Annotated in this window: 13 protein-coding genes; 7 read left to right on the top strand and 6 right to left on the bottom strand. The window is 73.3% G+C overall.

Annotation, left to right across the window (positions count from 1 at the left end; all coding sequences use genetic code 11):
* The first annotated feature begins 128 nt into the window (after positions 1-128).
* Positions 129-1,379 (top strand): Glu/Leu/Phe/Val family dehydrogenase, encoded by a 1,251-nt coding sequence (locus tag OEB99_RS16180; protein ID WP_263578490.1) that lies wholly within the window; start codon positions 129-131, stop codon positions 1,377-1,379.
* A gap of 24 nt (positions 1,380-1,403) precedes the next feature.
* Here the strand turns inward: OEB99_RS16180 and OEB99_RS16185 are convergent, their stop codons facing one another.
* A complete protein-coding gene (locus OEB99_RS16185; RefSeq protein ID WP_263578329.1) occupies positions 1,404-2,048 on the bottom strand; it encodes a helix-turn-helix transcriptional regulator in 645 nt (214 codons plus the stop codon).
* A 268-nt stretch (positions 2,049-2,316) separates the two neighbouring features.
* On the opposite strand from OEB99_RS16185, the gene OEB99_RS16190 reads away from it, so the two are divergent.
* The 5 genes from OEB99_RS16190 to OEB99_RS16210 all read left to right on the top strand — a co-directional run bounded on the left by OEB99_RS16190 (position 2,317) and on the right by OEB99_RS16210 (position 8,215).
* The gene (locus OEB99_RS16190; RefSeq protein WP_263578330.1) at positions 2,317-3,639 is read left to right on the top strand and encodes an ABC transporter substrate-binding protein; all 1,323 of its coding nucleotides are present in this window, start codon (positions 2,317-2,319) and stop codon (positions 3,637-3,639) included.
* Between the two features lie 136 nt (positions 3,640-3,775).
* Positions 3,776-4,774 (top strand): carbohydrate ABC transporter permease, encoded by a 999-nt coding sequence (locus OEB99_RS16195; RefSeq protein ID WP_263578331.1) that lies wholly within the window; start codon positions 3,776-3,778, stop codon positions 4,772-4,774.
* The gene (locus OEB99_RS16200) at positions 4,771-5,676 is read left to right on the top strand and encodes a carbohydrate ABC transporter permease (protein ID WP_263578332.1); all 906 of its coding nucleotides are present in this window, start codon (positions 4,771-4,773) and stop codon (positions 5,674-5,676) included. The genes OEB99_RS16195 and OEB99_RS16200 overlap by 4 nt, the downstream gene beginning before the upstream one ends.
* Positions 5,673-7,190, top strand: coding sequence for a GH1 family beta-glucosidase (locus OEB99_RS16205; protein WP_263578333.1), 1,518 nt, complete (start codon positions 5,673-5,675; stop codon positions 7,188-7,190). The genes OEB99_RS16200 and OEB99_RS16205 overlap by 4 nt, the downstream gene beginning before the upstream one ends.
* Entirely contained in the window at positions 7,187-8,215 is a 1,029-nt protein-coding gene (locus tag OEB99_RS16210; protein ID WP_263578334.1) for a LacI family DNA-binding transcriptional regulator, read from the top strand. Before OEB99_RS16205 ends, OEB99_RS16210 begins: the two co-directional genes overlap by 4 nt.
* A 51-nt stretch (positions 8,216-8,266) precedes the next feature.
* Here the strand turns inward: OEB99_RS16210 and OEB99_RS16215 are convergent, their stop codons facing one another.
* Together OEB99_RS16215 and OEB99_RS16220 are read right to left on the bottom strand one after the other, a co-directional pair.
* Complete coding sequence (locus tag OEB99_RS16215) at positions 8,267-9,043, bottom strand: VIT1/CCC1 transporter family protein (protein WP_263578335.1); 777 nt, start codon at positions 9,041-9,043, stop codon at positions 8,267-8,269.
* Between the two features lie 64 nt (positions 9,044-9,107).
* The gene (locus OEB99_RS16220) at positions 9,108-11,501 is read right to left on the bottom strand and encodes a putative bifunctional diguanylate cyclase/phosphodiesterase (protein ID WP_263578336.1); all 2,394 of its coding nucleotides are present in this window, start codon (positions 11,499-11,501) and stop codon (positions 9,108-9,110) included.
* An 82-nt stretch (positions 11,502-11,583) separates the two neighbouring features.
* Between OEB99_RS16220 and OEB99_RS16225 the strand changes: the two genes are divergently transcribed.
* Positions 11,584-12,132: an arsenate reductase/protein-tyrosine-phosphatase family protein gene (locus OEB99_RS16225; RefSeq protein WP_263578337.1), complete on the top strand. Its 549-nt coding sequence runs from the start codon at positions 11,584-11,586 to the stop codon at positions 12,130-12,132.
* Positions 12,133-12,178: 46 nt separating this feature from the next.
* On the opposite strand, the gene OEB99_RS16230 is transcribed toward OEB99_RS16225, so the two are convergent.
* From OEB99_RS16230 to OEB99_RS16240, 3 genes are read right to left on the bottom strand one after another with little or no spacing between them, the layout of a single operon-like run.
* Positions 12,179-13,678 carry a histidine kinase N-terminal 7TM domain-containing diguanylate cyclase gene (locus OEB99_RS16230; protein WP_263578338.1) on the bottom strand — a complete coding sequence of 500 codons (1,500 nt, stop codon included), beginning with the start codon at positions 13,676-13,678 and terminating at the stop codon, positions 12,179-12,181.
* Entirely contained in the window at positions 13,675-15,912 is a 2,238-nt protein-coding gene (locus OEB99_RS16235; protein WP_263578339.1) for a putative bifunctional diguanylate cyclase/phosphodiesterase, read from the bottom strand. Before OEB99_RS16235 ends, OEB99_RS16230 begins: the two co-directional genes overlap by 4 nt.
* Entirely contained in the window at positions 15,909-17,417 is a 1,509-nt protein-coding gene (locus OEB99_RS16240) for a histidine kinase N-terminal 7TM domain-containing diguanylate cyclase (protein ID WP_263578340.1), read from the bottom strand. Before OEB99_RS16240 ends, OEB99_RS16235 begins: the two co-directional genes overlap by 4 nt.
* Positions 17,418-17,439: the final 22 nt, after the last annotated feature.

Genomic DNA, 17,439 nt, shown 5'->3' on the forward strand with positions numbered 1-17,439 from the left:
ACCCGACCGAGGAGGCAACGATGCCCGACCCGTCCGCGACCGCCGACCCCGCCGTCGCCGACCACCCGACCGTCGACCCCACGACCGTCGACCCCGCTCCGATCGACTCCACTCCGATCGACCCCGCCATGCTGCCGGACGACGGCCCGCTCGCCACGGCACGGGCACAGCTCGCGGGGGCCGTGCGCCGCCTCGGCTACGACGAGGGCATGCACCAGATGCTCGCCACGCCTCGCCGCGAGATCAACGTCGCGATCCCGCTGCGACGCGACGACGGCACCACCGAGCTGTTCCACGGATACCGCGTGCAGCACAACGTCTCGCGCGGTCCCGGCAAGGGCGGTCTTCGCTACCACCCTGCGGTCGACGTCGACGAGGTCCGCGCCCTGGCGATGTGGATGACCTGGAAGTGTGCGGTCGTCGAGCTCCCCTACGGCGGCGCCAAGGGCGGCGTGACCATCGACCCCCGGCAGTACTCGCAGGCCGAGCTCGAGCGGGTCACCCGCCGCTACGCCAGCGAGATCATGCCGATGATCGGCCCCGAGCGGGACATCATGGCGCCGGACATCGGCACCGACGAGCGCACGATGGCCTGGGTGATGGACACGTACTCGGTCAACCAGGGCTACACGATCCCGGCCGTGGTCACCGGCAAGCCGCTCGAGGTCGGCGGCTCGCTCGGGCGCGCGACCGCCACGTCACGAGGCGTCGTGCACACCACACGTGCGGCACTGCACGAAGCCGGCCTGGACCTGCCGGACGTGCGGATCGCGGTGCAGGGTTTCGGCAAGGTCGGCGGGCCTGCGGCCGCGATGTACGCCGAGGCCGGCGCGCGGGTGGAGGCGGTCAGCGACGAGAACGGCGCGGTGCACCGCGACGGCGGCCTGCACATGCACCGGCTGCGTGAGCACGTCGCCCGCGCCGGGACCGTGGTCGGCTTCGACGGCGGCGACCCGATCACCAACGACGAGCTGCTCACCCTGGACGTGGACGTGCTCGTGCCGGCCGCGGTCGAGCACGTGCTGCACGCGGGCAACGCCGACCAGGTCAAGGCCCACTGGGTGGTCGAGGCCGCGAACGGCCCGACCACGGGCGCGGCGGACCGGATGCTCGAGGACCGCGGCGTCATCGTGGTGCCGGACATCCTGGCGAACGCCGGAGGTGTCGTCGTGTCGTACTTCGAGTGGGTGCAGGCGCAGCAGGCCTACTGGTGGAGCGAGGCGGAGATCGAGGCGAGGCTCGCCGAGCGGATGCTGCACGCGTACTCCGAGGTCGCCGAGACCGCGCGGCGCGAGGAGCTCTCGCTGCGCGACGGCGCCCTGCTGCTCAGCGTGCACCGCGTGGCCGAGGCGCACCGGATCCGGGGTCTCTACCCCTGACCGGCGTGCCCCCTGACCGACGGGTCAGTCCGCGCGGGCGCGCAGCCGGATCAGGCAGGACGTCTCGTCCGCGAACGGTTGCGCGTCCGCGATCTCGATCTTGCCGATCCGCTCGACCAGCGCCGACGTCATCCCGAGGTGTGCCGCGCACACCACGTCTGGGCGGGACCGGGCCAGGCTCTCCACGGGGCACTGGCACAGCCGCACGGCGTCGCCCTCGAGCTCGACGTCGAACCCGAGCCGGTCGAGCTCGTCGACCAGGAGCGTCACGGCCTCGTCCGCGTCGGCGGCGGTCGGCATCGGGTGGTCGAGCGCCTCGACGGCGGCCCGCCCGGCCGCCTGGGCGCCGTCGGACGCCGACGGCATCGGCTGGCCGAAGCCGGCCAGCAGGACCTCGTCCATCACGGTCCGCACCCAGCTGCCTGCCGGTTCGCGGTGCCGGTAGAGGATTCGCGGACGGCCTCGCGTCGTGCGGTGCTCGGGAGCTCGCGACACCAGGCCGGCTGCGACCAGGCGGTCGAGGTGCTCACGCGTCGTGTTGACGTGGAGGCCGACCGCATCGGCCAGCTCGTCGACCCCCATCGCGCCACCGTCGCCGCGAAGCAGCTCGAGCAGCGCCGTGCGGCTGCGTGACGCGAGCGCCTGGTGCTCGTCCCACTCGGGTTGCATGCGGACAGTGTGGCGCCCGCACAACGCGTCGATCTAGGACCTCGGGGCATCTTGCACGGCCGGAACCGGTTGTCACAGTTCGGTCACGGCATTTGACATCGGCCCGCTCCCGACGTCACCGTAGGGCCATTCCTGAGACCGGTCCCACCACGGTTCCGGTTCGAGATGAGACCGGTCCCAGGAAAAGCGCCCCGAGTCCTCGCCGGTCCCGGCGAGCAACTCTCCTCTGGGCGGCAGCGGTGCCGCCCCGACGACGAAGGAGTCACACGTGCGCACGAGCATGAGGCCTTGGCTGCCCGTCACCGCGGGTCTTGCCGGGATCACGATGGTCCTTGCCGGCTGCGGCGGCGGTAGCACCGACGACAGCACCGACAGCGCAGGCGGCGGGGAGTCCAGCGACTCGTCCGAGCCGATCACGCTGACCATCACCACGTTCAACGAGTTCGGCTACGAGGACCTCCTCGACGAGTACATGGCCGACCACCCGAACATCACGATCGAGCACACCAAGGCGGCGACCTCGAACGAGGCCCGCGACAAGATGCTCACCGGTGTCGCGGCCGGCTCCGGCCTGACCGACATCGAGGCGATCGAGGTCGACTGGCTCGCCGAGCTCATGCAGTACCCGGACCAGTTCGTCGACCTCACCAACGCCGACGTCGAGGGCCGCTGGCTCGACTGGAAGGTCGCCCAGGCCACCACGCCGGACGGCAAGCTCATCGGCTACGGCACCGACATCGGCCCGGAGGGCGTCTGCTACCGCTCCGACCTGTTCGCCGACGCCGGCCTGCCGACCGACCGCGACGAGGTCGCCGCGCTGCTCGAGGGCAGCTGGGACGACTACTTCAACGTCGGCAAGGACTTCGTCGCGAACTCCGACAGCGCCTGGTTCGACTCCGGCAACGCGATCTTCCAGGGCGTCGTGAACCAGATGGACGCGGCCTACGAGGACCCGTCGACCGGTGACGCGAAGGACCTGGCGTCCAACACCGAGATCCAGGCCGCGTACGAGAAGGTGCTGGCCGCCTCGGTCGACGACGACCTCTCCGCGCACCTGACGCAGTGGTCCGACGACTGGACCGCCGCGTTCCAGAACGACGGCTTCGCGACCATGCTCTGCCCGGGCTGGATGCTCGGTGTCGTCGAGGGCAACGCCGCGGGCGTCGAGGGCTGGGACATCGCCAACGTCTTCCCCGGCGGCGGCGGCAACTGGGGCGGTTCGTTCCTCACCGTGCCGGCGCAGTCCGCGCACCCCGAGGAGGCCCGTGAGCTCGCCGCGTGGCTGACCGCGCCCGAGCAGCAGATCAAGGCCTTCATCTCCAAGGGCACGTTCCCGAGCCAGGTCGACGCGCTGTCCAGCGACGAGCTGCTCTCCCAGACGAACGCGTTCTTCAACGACGCCCCGACCGGCCAGATCCTCGCCGACCGGGCCGCCGCGGTGACCGTCGCGCCGTTCAAGGGCGCGAACTACTTCGCCATCCACCAGACCGTCGTCGACGCGATCACCCGCGTGGACGTCGACGCGACGGACGACGCAGCATCGTCCTGGGACAAGGCCGTCACGGCCTTCAACGAGCTCGGCCTGAGCTGAGCGCTCCGGGGGTGGGGCCGTCAGTCCGGGCGGCCCCACCCCCGCCGGCGAGGCCGGTCGCTCGGGGCGTCCGCGACCCGGGCGACCAGGCCGGCGCCGCCCCGGAGCCTGTCCACCCGCGCCCCTGGAGTCCCGCATGGCGACCACGACCGCCGCACCAACCTCGCCGCGCACGAGCGCCGCGCCGCCCCCCAGCCGGTGGCGGAACCTGCTCGGCAAGGCCGACGTCAAGCTCTCGCCCTACCTGTACATCGCACCGTTCTTCATCCTCTTCGCGATCGTCGGGCTGTTCCCGCTGATCTACACCGCGTTCGTGTCGGTGCACGAGTGGCACCTGATCGGCGGCCAGGGCGACTTCATCGGGCTGCAGAACTACGTCGACGTGCTCCAGCAGCCGCGGTTCTACACGGCGCTGCGCAACACCTTCTCGATCTTCCTGCTGTCCTCCGTGCCGCAGGTCGTCGCGGCGATCGTGATCGCCGCCGTGCTGGACGCCAACCTGCGCGCCAAGACCTTCTGGCGGATGGGCGTCCTGCTCCCCTACGTCGTCGCACCGGTCGCCGTGGGCCTGATCTTCTCCCGCCTGTTCGCCGACCAGTCCGGCCTGATCAACGAGCTGCTCGGCTACGTCGGGGTCGACCCGGTCCGGTGGCACTCGGACGCCCTCGCGAGCCACGTCGCGATCGCCTCGATGGTCAACTTCCGCTGGACCGGCTACAACACGCTGATCTTCCTGGCCGCCATGCAGGCCGTCCCGCGCGACCTGTACGAGGCCGCAGTGCTCGACGGCGCGTCCCGGCTGCGCCAGTTCTTCTCGGTGACCGTCCCGTTGCTGCGGCCCACGATCATCTTCGTCGTCATCACCTCGACGATCGGCGGGCTGCAGATCTTCGACGAGCCGCGGATGTACGACCAGTACGGGCTCGGCGGTGCCGACCGCCAGTGGATGACCGTGACGATGTATCTCTACGAGCTCGGCTGGGGCGCCCAGAAGAGCTTCGGCCGCGCCGCCGCCGTCGCCTGGATCCTGTTCCTGATCATCGTGGTGATCGGGCTGATCAACTTCTCGATCACCCGCCGGATCGCCTCCGCCGCACCTGACCGTCCCAAGACCAAGCGAGGGGGCCACCGATGAGCACCTCGGTCCCGATGATCCGGCAGACCGCCGGAGCCGGTGCCGCTCGCGCGGCCGCACGCCGCCGCGGGCTGGGCTCGAACCGCCGCCCCGGCTGGGTCACCTACACGCTGCTGACCGTGGTCCTCGCGATCTCGGCCTACCCGATCTACTACTCGTTCCTCCTGGCGTCCTCCGACTCGGCGACCATCGCCCAGAACCCGGTGCCGTCGCTGATCCCCGGCCCGAACCTGTGGACGAACCTCGGCCGTGTGCTCGGGGCCGACATCGGCTTCTGGCACGCGGTGCTGAACAGCCTCATCGTCGCGGTGGTCACCTCGATCTCGGTGGTCTTCTTCGCGACGCTGGCCGGCTTCGCGTTCTCCCGGTTGCGCTTCCGCGGCCGGCGCGGCCTGCTGGTGTTCATCATCGCCACGATGGCCGTACCGACCCAGCTCGGCGTGGTGCCGCTGTTCATCGTGATGGCGAACCTCGGCTGGACCGGCAAGCTCGTCGCGGTGATCGTGCCGGGCCTCGTGACGGCGTTCGGCGTGTTCTGGATGACCCAGTACCTCGACTCCGCGCTGCCCTACGAGCTGATCGAGGCGGCGCGGGTGGACGGCTGCTCGATGATCCGGACGTTCTGGCACGTCGCGCTCCCGGCGGCCCGGCCCGCGGCAGCGATGCTCTCGCTGTTCACCTTCGTGGCGTCCTGGACGAACTTCTTCTGGCCGTTCGTGGTGCTCGGGTCCTCCAACCCGACCCTCCCGGTGGCGCTGCAGCTGCTGCAGGCGTCCTACTTCAAGGACTACGCACTGATCATGGCCGGTGTCGTCGCCGCGACCGTGCCGCTGGTCCTCCTGTTCATCGTGGCGGGCAAGCAGCTCGTCTCCGGAATCATGCAAGGAGCGGTCAAGGGATGAGCCACCCGACCACCTCGTCCACCACGTCGTCCTCCAGCACCGCGACCGAGACCGCGTCGGCGAGCGAGGCCCCCGCCGGCGACACCGGCGCGGCGCGCTTCCCCACCGACTTCGTGTGGGGCGCTGCGACCTCCTCGTACCAGATCGAGGGTGGCGTCGAGGAGGGCGGGCGGACGCCGTCGATCTGGGACACGTTCTGCCGGGTGCCCGGTGCGATCGTGGCGGGCGACGACGGCGACGTCGCGGCCGACCACTACCACCGGTGGCCGCAGGACGTCGCCCTGATGGCCGACCTGAGCCTGAACGCCTACCGGTTCTCGGTGTCCTGGTCCCGCGTGATGCCCGAGCCCGGCGTGGTCAACCCCGACGGCCTCGCGTTCTACTCCGACCTGGTCGACGCCCTGCTCGAGCACGGGGTCACGCCGTGGATCACGCTCTACCACTGGGACCTGCCGCAGTGGCTCGAGGACCGCGGCGGCTGGACCATCCGTGAGGTCGTCGAGCACTTCGTCGCGTACGCGACCGCCGTGCACGCTGCGCTCGGCGACCGGGTGCGCCACTGGCTCACGCTCAACGAGCCGTGGTGCTCGGCGTTCCTCGGCTACAGCGGCGGCCAGCACGCCCCCGGGCGTCAGGAGCCGCAGGCGGCGATCGACGCGACCCACCACCTGCTGCTCGCCCACGGCCAGGCCGTTCGCGCGCTGCGCGCCGCCGACCCGACGGCGACCCTCGGCATCACGCTCAACTTCACGGTCGAGGACCCGGTCGACCCGGACGACCCCGCCGACGTCGCGAGCGCCGCGCTGTCCCAGGCGATGTTCAACGACGTGTTCGTCGGCCCGATCACCGGGCACGGCTACCCCACCGAGGTGATCGACGCGTGGGCGGCGGTCGGCGTGCGCGTGCCGGTCCACAAGGGCGACCTCGACGTGATCGCCACCCCGATCGACGTGCTCGGCGTGAACTACTACCACGGCAACCTCATCGGTGCGACGCCCCCTCCCCCGGAGCGGACGCTGCCGTCGGCGGCGGCGACCGAGCGTCCGACCGGCGACCCGTCGGTCGGCCTGCAGGCCTACACCTGGTCCCGCGACCTGCCCCGCACCGGGATGGACTGGGAGGTCCAGCCCGACGGGCTCCGCCGGCTGCTCGTGATGCTACACACCAGGTTCACCGGCCCGCTCGGCATCCCCCTGGTGATCACCGAGAACGGCTCGGCGTACCCCGACACGGTGGGCGAGAGCGGCGAGGTGCACGACCCCGAGCGCACCGCCTACCTCGTCGACCACCTGCGGGCGGTGCACGCCGCGCTGGAGGAGGGCGCCGACGTGCAGGGCTACTTCGTCTGGTCGCTGCTCGACAACTTCGAGTGGGCCTACGGCTACGACAAGCGGTTCGGCGTCGTCCACGTGGACTTCGAGACCATGAAGCGCACGCCCAAGACCTCCGCGCGCACGTTCGCCGTGGTCGCGAGGTCCGGCGAGGTGCCCGCGGCGAGTAGCGTGCAGATGTGAGCCAGAGCACAGTCCGCGGGCGTGGGCGGGCACCGACCATCCGGCAGGTCGCTGCCGAGGCCGGTGTCTCCCGGGCCACGGCGTCCCGGGTGATCAACGGCGGCCACCTGGTCAGCCCGGCCACGCGGGCAGCCGTCGAGGCCGCGATCGAACGGCTCGGGTTCACCCCGAACCCGGTCGCGCGCTCGCTGGCCACTCGCAAGACCGGCTCGGTCGCGCTCGTCGTGCCCGAGCCGAACACGCGCCTGCTGAGCGACCCGTTCTTCGGCGCGATCATCAACGGCCTGTCCCTGACCCTCGAGCAGGCGGACCTGCAGATGGTGCTCGTCATCGCGCGGGACAGCACGGGCACCCGACGCGCCGCGCGCTACCTCATCAACGGCAACGTGGACGGCGCGGTCGTCGCGTCCCACCACCGGGACGACTCGCTCAACGCCGAGCTGATCGCCTCGGGGCTCCCCCTGGTCTTCATCGGCCGGCCGTTCGACGTCGCGCACCGCCACTACGTCGACACCGACAACGCGCTCGGCGCGCGACTCGCCACCGAGCACCTGCTCGGCACCGGGCACCGACGGATCGCGACGATCGCAGGACCCGCGGACATGACCGCCGGCATCGACCGGCTCGCCGGCTGGCGCGCCGCGCTCGAGGCGGCGGGTCTGCCGGCCGACGCCGTGGTGCACGGCGACTTCACGGCGCCCAGCGGTCAGGCCGGGATGGCCGAGCTGCTCGAGGCCCACCCCGACATCGACGCGGTGTTCGCGGCCTCCGACCTGATGGCCTCGGGTGCGCTGCGGGCCCTGGGAGCCGCCGGCAGGCGGGTCCCCGAGGACGTCGCGGTGATCGGCTTCGACGACATCGAGATCGCGGAGAGCACCCACCCGCACCTCAGCACGGTCGCCCAGCCCGTCCAGGACTCCGCGAGCCGTGCCGGCAGGATGCTCGTCGAGCTGCTCGCCGACCCGGACTGCGACCCCGACCCGGTGGTCTTCACCCCGCAGCTCGTGCTGCGCGAGACGGCCTGAGACCGCAGGGCCCGCCGCGAGCCACGCGGCACGCGCGCCGTCGCGTGGGGCTCAGGCGAGCTGCGTGCCCAGCGCCGCGCCGATCGCCCAGGTGACACCCATCGCCAGCGCCCCGCCGATCACCAGGCGCAGGACCGCGCGGGTGCGGCCGGCGCCGCCGAACTGGGCGCTGAGCGAGCCGGTGACGACCAGGGCGATCAGGACCGCGACGATCGTGACCACGATCCGCGCCGTCTGCGACGCGCTCGACGGCGCGAGCAGCACCGCGAGCATGGGCAGCATCGCACCGACCGTGAAGGCGATCGCCGACGCGAGCGCGGCGTGCCACGGGTTCGTGAGGTCGTCGGCGTCCAGGCCGTACTCGACCTCGAGGTGCGCGCGGATGGCGTCGTGCGCGGTGAGTTCCTCGGCCACGGCGCGCGCCGTGTCGGGGCTCAGCCCCTTCGCCACATAGGCATCGGCCAGCTCGACGAGCTCGCCCTCCGGGTCGTCCGCGAGCTCCTTGCGCTCCTGGGCGATGAGCGCGACCTCGGTGTCCCGGGCGCTGCTCACCGAGACGTACTCCCCCAGTGCCATGCTCACCGCGCCGGCGACCAGACCTGCCACACCCGCCGTCAGGATCGCGCCCCGGTCCGCGGTCGCTGCGACGACGCCGATCAGCAGGCCGGCGACCGAGATGATGCCGTCGTTCGCGCCGAGCACGCCCGCGCGGAGCCAGTTCAGGCGCGCCTTGAGCCCGTTGCCGACCGGCTCGGACGAACCCGCCGCGCGCTCGTCCGTCGGACCGTCGCTCGTCGTCCGCTCGTTCGCGGGACCGGGCATGCTCATAGGACGACCGTAGGCACACCACGCGCCACGGTCCAGCAAGGAAAGCCTTCCCAGACCGGCACGGTCACGGCTCGTGCGCGAGCCCCCACCCCGCTCCCGCACCCGCGCGGGTGCCCACGCCCGACGGGGCCGACCGGGGATGCGGCACCGACACCCCCGCCGGACCGTGGGACAGCACCTCGGCACCCGGACCATGGGTGACCGCCACCCCCGCCGGGCCGTGGGACAGCACCTCCTCGATCCGGGCGATCGCCTCGGCCAGCCGTTCGGCCGGCACCGGACGGGACAGCCCGAAGCCCTGGGCCGCGAAGCAGTGCATCTCCCGCAACGCCCGGAGGGTGTCGAGGTCCTCGACGCCCTCGGCGACGACGGAGAGCCCCAGGTGACGTGCGAGATCGACCGTCGAGTGCACGATCGCCGAGCTGGCCGGGTCCCCGAGCAGACCGGTCACGAACGACCGGTCGATCTTCAGCCGGCGGACCGGCAGCCGCTGGAGGTAGGCGAGCGAGCCGTAGCCGGTGCCGTAGTCGTCGACCGACAGCACCACGCCCAGCTCGGCGAGGTCGCCGAGCACGGCGGCGGCCCGGGTCGGGTCGACCATCGCCGTGGTCTCGGTGATCTCCAGCTCGAGGCGCGACGCGGGCAGCCCGTGCCGGTCGAGGCTCGCCCGCACGTCGTCGACGAGGTGTGCGTCGAGCAGGTTGCGCACCGACAGGTTCACCGCGACCGTCAGGCCACGCCCCTCGTCCTGCCACCGGGATGCCTGGGCGACGGCACGGTCGAGGACCACGAGCGTCAGCAGGCGGATCAGGCCGGTCCGCTCGGCGGCCGGGATGAAGTCGGCCGGCGGGATCAACCCGCGGGCCGGGTGCCGCCAGCGTGCCAGCGCCTCGGCTCCGATCACCCGCCCGGTGGCGATCTCCACCTGCGGCTGGAAGTGGACCACGACGTCGCCGTCGTCGAGCGCGCGCTTCAGCTCCGCCATCAGCTGCGGTGCCGAACCGCCCCGCTCGGCCACCTCGCGCGAGTAGCGCGCCACCCCCGCCGGGTCCGCACCGGCGGCCGCGAGCGCCACGTCGGCCCGGGCGAGCACGTCCTCGGCCCGGTCCGCGTCGACCGGGAGCATCACGATGCCCACCGCGCCGTCGACCGTGATCGACATGCCGGAGACCGACAGCGGTTCGACCAGGATGCCGCGCACGAGCCGCGCGAGATCGCCGGCACGGTCCGCGTCGTGGTCGGGCAGCAGCACGCCGAAGACGTCCCCGCCGAGGCGAGCGACCGTGCCCGCCGAGCCGACGAGCCCGCCGAGCACCGCTCCGACGGTGCGCAGCAGCTCGTCGCCCGTCCGGTACCCGAGCGTCTCGTTGATCTCCGCGTACCTCTGCAGCCCGACCATGAGGACCGCTGCCGGCCGCCGCTCCTCGGGGTCCAGGACCGCCGAGCAGCGCTCGACGAACCGGCGGCGGTTCTCGAGCCCCGTGATGACGTCGGTCGCGGCGAGACGGGCCAGCCCCGCCTTCTGGATCCGGATCGTGCGCACCACCTCGAGCAGCCGGACGACGACGAGAAGGACCAGCACGACATGCGCGGTCTCGATCACGACGGTGGGGTGCGGCCGGCCCGTCGCCTCGACCACCAGCCCCAGGACGGGGATCGTCGCGAAGGCGGCACCGAGCGTGAGCACCCGGCCCAGGCTGAAGGCGTCGTCGTCGGACCGGTGCCCGGACACGAGGCTCATCGAAGGGTGCAGGGCGGCTGCTCCGCCGAGGAGGTACCCGAGCATCCAGCCCGCGTCGAGCGACGGGACGATGCCGTCCAGGCCGGCCCAGACCGAGGCCGCCTGGAACAGCAGGTCGGTGACCAGGAACACGAACATCGAGCCGAGCAGCAGGCGGGTCGACGCCAGGCCGCGACGGGACTGCGTCCACAGGTAGGTGAGCTGCAGGACGACCACCAGGTCGCCGAACGGGTAGGCGCCGAGCAGGAGCTGCTCGGACCAGCTGCCGCCCGCCGCCTCCAGCGTCGGCTGGACCACCAGCACGCCGACGACGAGCGCCACGACGAGCGTGATCGAGACGGCGTCGAGCAGCCCCGCGAGCTGACCCCGCGGTCGCGGGTCCCGGGCCAGCAGGAAGAGCCCCGCGGCCATCAGCGGGTAGGCGCCGAGGTAGAAGGCCTCGACCCAGGTGCCCGAAGGATCGACGCCGAGCACCCCCTCGAGCCAGATCCAGCCCGCGTCGGCGACCAGCCAGGACGCGAAGCCGCCGGCGAGCAGCAACCACGCCGCCCGCGCAGCGGGTCTGCGACGCCGGACGCCCACGAGGACGGCCACCGGGGCGCTGCCGGCCGCCAGGAGGTACGCGCCCTGGCGCACGAGCTCCGACGGGACGAGCAGGTTCGTGGCGATCAGGGCCAGGCCGACGGCGAGGTACCACCGCGTGGCCTGGTTTCTCATGGCGGACTCATCGGCCGCCTGCTGCGGGCTCTGAGGCACCGGCGCGATGTGCCGTGCCGGCCGCGTCGGGCAGACTGTGATCATGCCGCCTGCTCCCCGCGTCCTGGTCGTGTGCACGGGGAACATCTGCCGGTCGCCGCTCGCGGCGACCCTGCTCGGCGCGATCCTGACGGACACCTCGGTCGGCAGCGCCGGGACCCACGCCGTCGTCGGCGCGCCGATCGACCCGACCATGGTGGAGGTCGCGGGACGCCACGGGACCGCGCTGCCGCGACACGCCGCGATCCAGCTGTCGCCGGCCATGGTCCGCGCCGCCGACCTCGTGCTCGCGATGACCCGGGGCCACCGGTCGGCGATCGTCGCGGCCGAGCCGGCTGCGCTGCGCCGGACGCTGACGCTGCGCGAGCTCGCGCGGCTCGTGTCGCAGACCCCGCTGCCCGGCGCCCACCTGTCGCCGGGGGCTCGGCTCGTGGCGGCGCTGCCCGACGTGCTCACCCGCCGCCGCGCCAACCCGGACGGGCCCGAGCTCGACGACGTCGACGACCCGTACCGCGGCCCGGTCGCGGCATACCAGCGCGCCTTCGCCGAGATCGACGAGGCCGTCCGGACCCTGGCGACCGCGCTGGCCTGAGCCCCGGTCGTCGCAGCGGGCGAGCCCCCGGTCCCGGCAGGCGGACTCAGCCGGACGGTGCCACGACGACCCGGTCGCGGCCCCTCGCCTTGGCCGCGTAGAGCGCGTCGTCGGCCTCGCGCAGGAGGGTGTCGGCATCGGTGTGCAGCACGGCGATCCCGGCGCTGAGGGTCACCTGGAGCGCGGGCCCCGGCGAGCGCACCTCGAGCCCCGCGACCCGGCGCCGGCACTCCTCGGCCCGCACGGCCGCCACGTCGGCGGTCGTTCCGGGCATCAGGACCAGGAACTCCTCGCCGCCGAACCGCACGAGGACGTCGGCCACCCGGACGCAGCGGGCCAGCTCGCGCCCCACGGCGACGAGCACCTCGTCCCCGACCGCATGGCCGTAGGTGTCGTTGACCGCCTTGAAGTGGTCGAGGTCGAGCATGATCGCGCTCAACGGTTCGCCGGTCGCGAGCGAGGCCTGGACCAGCGGTTCGAGCACCCGGTCCAGGTGGCGCCGGTTGTGCAGGCCGGTGAGCCCGTCGCGGACCGTCTGCTCGGCCAGCTCGGCCCGCAGCCGCTCGATCTCGGAGATGTCGCGGATCACCGTGACCGTGCCCTGCAGGGCGCCTCCCGCCTGGCGAAGCCGGCTGATCCGGATGTCCAGCGTCAGCCCGCCGGCGACGCTGAGCACCTCGTGGTCGGTGGCGCGGAGCCGGGCGAGCAGCTCAGGACGCACGATGTCCGTCCAGTTCGCCCCGATCACCGAGCGCCCGGACCGGAACCGCCGGGTGAGCAGCTCCTGGGCCGCGGCGTTCGCACCGACGATCCGGCCACGCGCGTCGCTCACCACGATCGCGTCGGGCAGGGCCTGCAGGGTCTGGGAGGTCGAGATCGGCAGCCCCCGCGGACCGGCGCCGGTGCGATCGACCCAGAGCCAGGCCAGGGCGGTGACTCCCAGCAGCGCTCCGGCGTAGTCGACCAGCTGGTCCTCGGCGGTCGCGACACTCACCAGCAGCGCGGCCCCGGGCACCACGACCCCGACGAGCGAGGCGAGGTGCAGGGCACCGCCGGCGTCGGCCGACGCCCAGGCGGACTGCAGGTGCACGACCGCGACCACGACGATCGCGACCGTCCCGTAGACCGCGTGCACCCACAGCACCGGACCGAGCGTCGCGCGCAGAGGGTCGAGCTCGACCTGGCGCACCACGAGGTGGTGCCAGGGGTCGGTCAGCGCCGCGAGCACGACCACGGCCGGCTCGACGAGCAGCGGTCGCGAGCGCGGGTCGGCGAGCAGGTGCCCGTGGCCGCTCAGTGCGGCCGCGTAGCCCTGCGCCGCGACCAGTGCGCACGCACCGGCGACGATCACGACGTCGATGCAGACCTCCGCGGCGGCCTGCGTCGTGACGAGCTGCGCGGCCCCGCCGGCGAGCGACCACACCGCAGCGGAGCCGAGGCCGATCGACAACGGGCGGGTCAGCTCGGTGCGCCGGCGCAGCGCGACGACGAGCGCGAAGGCGGAGATCGCGGCGCTCAGGAACGAGGCGACCACCCACGGCGTCACGGCGACACCCCGGCGCACAGGCACAGGCCCGGTTGGCCGTGCCCGGACGCCTGCTGCGGCACGGTGCGGTCGAGGGCGCGGATCACCGGGAGCACGTCCCCGTAGGGCACCGGGCGGGAGAGACCGTAGCCCTGCGCCGCGTCGCAGGACATCTCCCGCAGGGCGTCGAGGGTCGCCAGGTCCTCCACGCCCTCCGCGACCGTCTCGAGGCCGAGCCGCCGTGCGAGGTCGAGCGTCGAGGCCACGATCGCCCGGCTCGCCTCGTCGGCCAGCATCCCGCTGACGAAGGACCGGTCGATCTTCAGCCGTCGCACCGGCAGGCGCTGCAGGTAGGCGAGCGAGCTGTGCCCGGTGCCGAAGTCGTCCACCGAGAGCGTGACCCCGAGCTCGGCCAGGGCCGACATCGTCGCGACCGCACGGCGGGGGTCGACCATCGCCGTGGTCTCGGTGACCTCGAGCTCGAGCACGGCAGCCGGCAGACGGTGGGCGTCCAGCGCGTGACGCACCGTGTCCACCAGCCCCGGATCGAGCAGGTCGCGGACCGACAGGTTGACGGCGACGGCCACGTGCTCGCCGGCCGCGTGCCACTCCGCGCAACGCATGAGCGCCCGGTCGAGCACGAACCGGGTCACCGCGGTGACCAGACCGGTGCGCTCGGCGGCCGGGATGAACGCCGCGGGCGGGAGCAGGCCGCGGGTCGGGTGCTGCCAGCGCACGAGGGCCTCGAGTGCGAAGACCCGGCCCCCGGCGATCCGGACCTGCGGCTGGAAGTGCACCGCGAGCTCACCGCGTCGCAACGCACCGGGGAGCTCGGCGATCAGCACCGGCGAGGCCGATCGTGCCTCGTCCACCTGACGCCCGTACGCCGCGACCCCGCCGGGCTGGAGCGTGGCCACGGCGAGCGCCAGGTCGGCTCGTTCGAGGAGCTCGTCGGCGCCCGTGCCGTCGGCCCCGACGAGCGCGAACCCCGCGGCGACGTCGACCTCGAGCGTGAAGCCGTCGAGCGTCATCGGCGGTGCGCACGCATGCCTGATCGCGCTCGCACGACCGATGGCGTCCTCGACCGTGCCCACCTCCGGCAGCAGCACCCCGAACACGGCCGAGCCGATCCGGGCGACGGTCGCCTCAGGTCCGGCCGCACCGAGCGCCCGGCGGGCCACCTCGCGCAGCAGGGCGTCCGCCGCCCGGGAGCCGAGCGCGTCACGCAGCTCTGTGAACCGGTCGACGTCGAGCAGCACCACGGCACCGCGCGTCGTCCCGGCGGCCTCGATCTGCCGGGCGAGCCGACCGCGGTTCGCGAGCCCGGTGACCGGGTCGGTCTGCACCAGGTCGGCGAGGCGTCGGGTCTGGGCGTGCAGGCGGCGCACGACCACGGACGTGCGCGTCATGACCAGCCCGATCATCGCGCCGGCGATCACCAGCGCCTGCCACAGGTCGAGCGGCCCACCGACGACCAGCCCGCTCATGATCACGGCCGCACCCACCATCGAGGTGAGCGTGAGCGCGGCGATCCGGCCGAGACCGGACTGGTGCTGGGGCCCTGGCCGGACGGTCAGGTCCACGGGACGCAGCCGCACCGCCAGGCCGAGGGTGAGGATCACCACGACGTGCACGCCGAGCGCGACGGGCCCGGGCACCACGGGCGGACCGTCCGGTCCGGGCAGCTGGCCGAGCGTGTCGGTCGCGAGCAGGAGCCCGGCGGCGCCGACGAGCAGCCGGAACGAGGCGACCATCCGGACCCGGACGAGGGCGAGGTAGAGCACCGCGGCCGAGAGCGCGGCGAAGGCCATCGCACTCAGCCCGACGTGCCACGCCGCGAGCCCGCCGCCGAGCAGCGGTGGCACGACGAACTGGGCCACGACGGCACCCAGGCCGATCGCCATCAGCAGGGCGTCGAGGATCGGCAGGATGTCGCGCCCGCCGGCCCGCCAGGCCAGCCAGGCGATCGCGACGGCGAGGCACAGCACGGCCAGGACGTGGGCGATCGCGAGGCCGTCGGTGAGCGAGGGGCCCCGCTCCCGGTGGAACGCGACGAAGCCGACGGTCCAGAGCGCGTCGGCCACGAGCAGGAGCAGCCACGGTCCACGCGGTGGGCCCGCAGCGGCCCGGCCGTGCCAGCCGTGGGCGACCGCCACCGTCGCGGCGACGGCGATCACGATCCAGGCAGGGGCGCCGAGCGCCACGGCGGCCGCGATCACGGCGGCCGCGACGTAGCACAACGGGCTCGCCCTCATGCGGCACCGCCGCCCGTGACGGGACCGACGACCTGGTCGCGACCGGCCCGCTTGGCCGCGTAGAGCGCGGCGTCCGCGCGGCGCAGCAGGTCGTCGGCGTCGTCTCCGGGCTCGGCCTGCGCGAGCCCGATGCTCACCGTCACCGCGACCGGGCCACGCTCGGACACCACGGTGAGGGCCGAGCAGGCGCGCCGCCACTCCTCCGCCCGGTCTCGGACGTCGTCCACCGCCGCGCCCGGCAGGAGCGCCAGGAACTCCTCCCCGCCGAACCGGACGAGCACGTCGTCCGCGCGCAGGTCGCGGGACAGCACTCCGGCGACCGCGATGATCACCTGGTCGCCGACGGCGTGCCCGTGCCGGTCGTTGACCGACTTGAACCGGTCGATGTCGACCATCGCCGCGGTGAGCGTCGTGCTGCCGCCGAGCAGGTCGCGCTCGCCGAGCACCTGGTCGAGGTGGCGACGGTTGTGCAGCCCGGTGAGGTCGTCCCGGAGCGCCTGCTCGGCGAGCTGCGTGCGGAGCAGCTCGAGCTCGGTGACGTCCCGCGCGACGGCCACCGTGGCGACCGTGCTCCGCCCGGTCCGGATCTCGGTCGTCCGCACGTCGAGGACCGTCCCGTCCGGCGCCGTCACGGTGCCGGAGCGACGCAGTGCCTCGGCGAGCTCCGGCGTCAGCACCGCGGACCAGTGCTTGCCCTCGGGGCCATCGGGGCTCCACCGTCCGAGCATCGCCCGCGCGGCCGGGTTCGCCTGCGCCACGATGCCGGACGCGTCGGTCACCAGGACCGCGTCACCGAGCGCGCCGAGCACCTGGTGCACGCCGAGCGGGACTCCGAGGTCGCGGCTGCGCACCAGCCGGCTCCCGAGGATCGCGATCGTGGCGACGTAGCCGGCCGAGGCCGCGGCGACCACCAGCACGGGGTCCCGGACCAGGGCGACGCCGGCGAGCGCCGCGGCCGTCGGGGCGCCCATCGCGAGGGCTGCGACGGCGAACCGGCCCTGGTGCCCGGTGACCACGCGCGAGCGGCCCGCGACGAGCAGCGCGCCGCCCAGCACGGCCATGCCGCCCGCCACGGCCGTGTGCACGTACACCAGGGGGCCGTTGACCAGGTGCGTCACGCCGTCGGGGCCGGTGCCGACCCGCGCGAGCCGAGCAGTGAGGGCGGGGACGGCCGCGACGACGACCATCACTGCGGGTTCGAGCGCGAGCGCGGCGACCAGCCAGGGCGACCGTCCGGGTCGCCGACCGGTCATGGTGAGCGCCTGCCAGACGATCGCGGCGGCCGCAACGCCGAAGACCGGCGCACTCCAGGCGTAGATCTGCCGCTCGAGCTCGACGTCGGGGGTCATGGTCATGGCCAGTCCGGCGGCCGACCACAGGGCGCCGCCCGCGAGCAGGACGACCGAGGGCCACACACCCTGTTCGGAGCGCGCGCGCCAGAGCATGGCGAGGCACGCCGGCACCCCGAGGGCGACGGCGAGGGCGAACACGACCTGAGGCCCCACCGAGTCTCCGTCCTTCACCCAC

The sequence above is a fragment of the Actinotalea endophytica genome (genome assembly GCF_025717005.1).
Lineage (GTDB): Bacteria > Actinomycetota > Actinomycetes > Actinomycetales > Cellulomonadaceae > Actinotalea.

What these genes read in the sequence shown, in the direction of transcription:
- OEB99_RS16200 (WP_263578332.1), top strand. Translation starts at nt 4,771, where the DNA reads ATGAGCACCTCGGTCCCGATGATCCGGCAGACCGCCGGAGCCGGTGCC.
- OEB99_RS16225 (WP_263578337.1), top strand. Translation starts at nt 11,584, where the DNA reads ATGCCGCCTGCTCCCCGCGTCCTGGTCGTGTGCACGGGGAACATCTGC.
- OEB99_RS16185 (WP_263578329.1), bottom strand. Translation starts at nt 2,048, where the DNA reads ATGCAACCCGAGTGGGACGAGCACCAGGCGCTCGCGTCACGCAGCCGC.
- OEB99_RS16180 (WP_263578490.1), top strand. Translation starts at nt 129, where the DNA reads ATGCTGCCGGACGACGGCCCGCTCGCCACGGCACGGGCACAGCTCGCG.
- OEB99_RS16205 (WP_263578333.1), top strand. Translation starts at nt 5,673, where the DNA reads ATGAGCCACCCGACCACCTCGTCCACCACGTCGTCCTCCAGCACCGCG.
- OEB99_RS16220 (WP_263578336.1), bottom strand. Translation starts at nt 11,501, where the DNA reads ATGAGAAACCAGGCCACGCGGTGGTACCTCGCCGTCGGCCTGGCCCTG.
- OEB99_RS16215 (WP_263578335.1), bottom strand. Translation starts at nt 9,043, where the DNA reads ATGAGCATGCCCGGTCCCGCGAACGAGCGGACGACGAGCGACGGTCCG.
- OEB99_RS16195 (WP_263578331.1), top strand. Translation starts at nt 3,776, where the DNA reads ATGGCGACCACGACCGCCGCACCAACCTCGCCGCGCACGAGCGCCGCG.
- OEB99_RS16235 (WP_263578339.1), bottom strand. Translation starts at nt 15,912, where the DNA reads ATGAGGGCGAGCCCGTTGTGCTACGTCGCGGCCGCCGTGATCGCGGCC.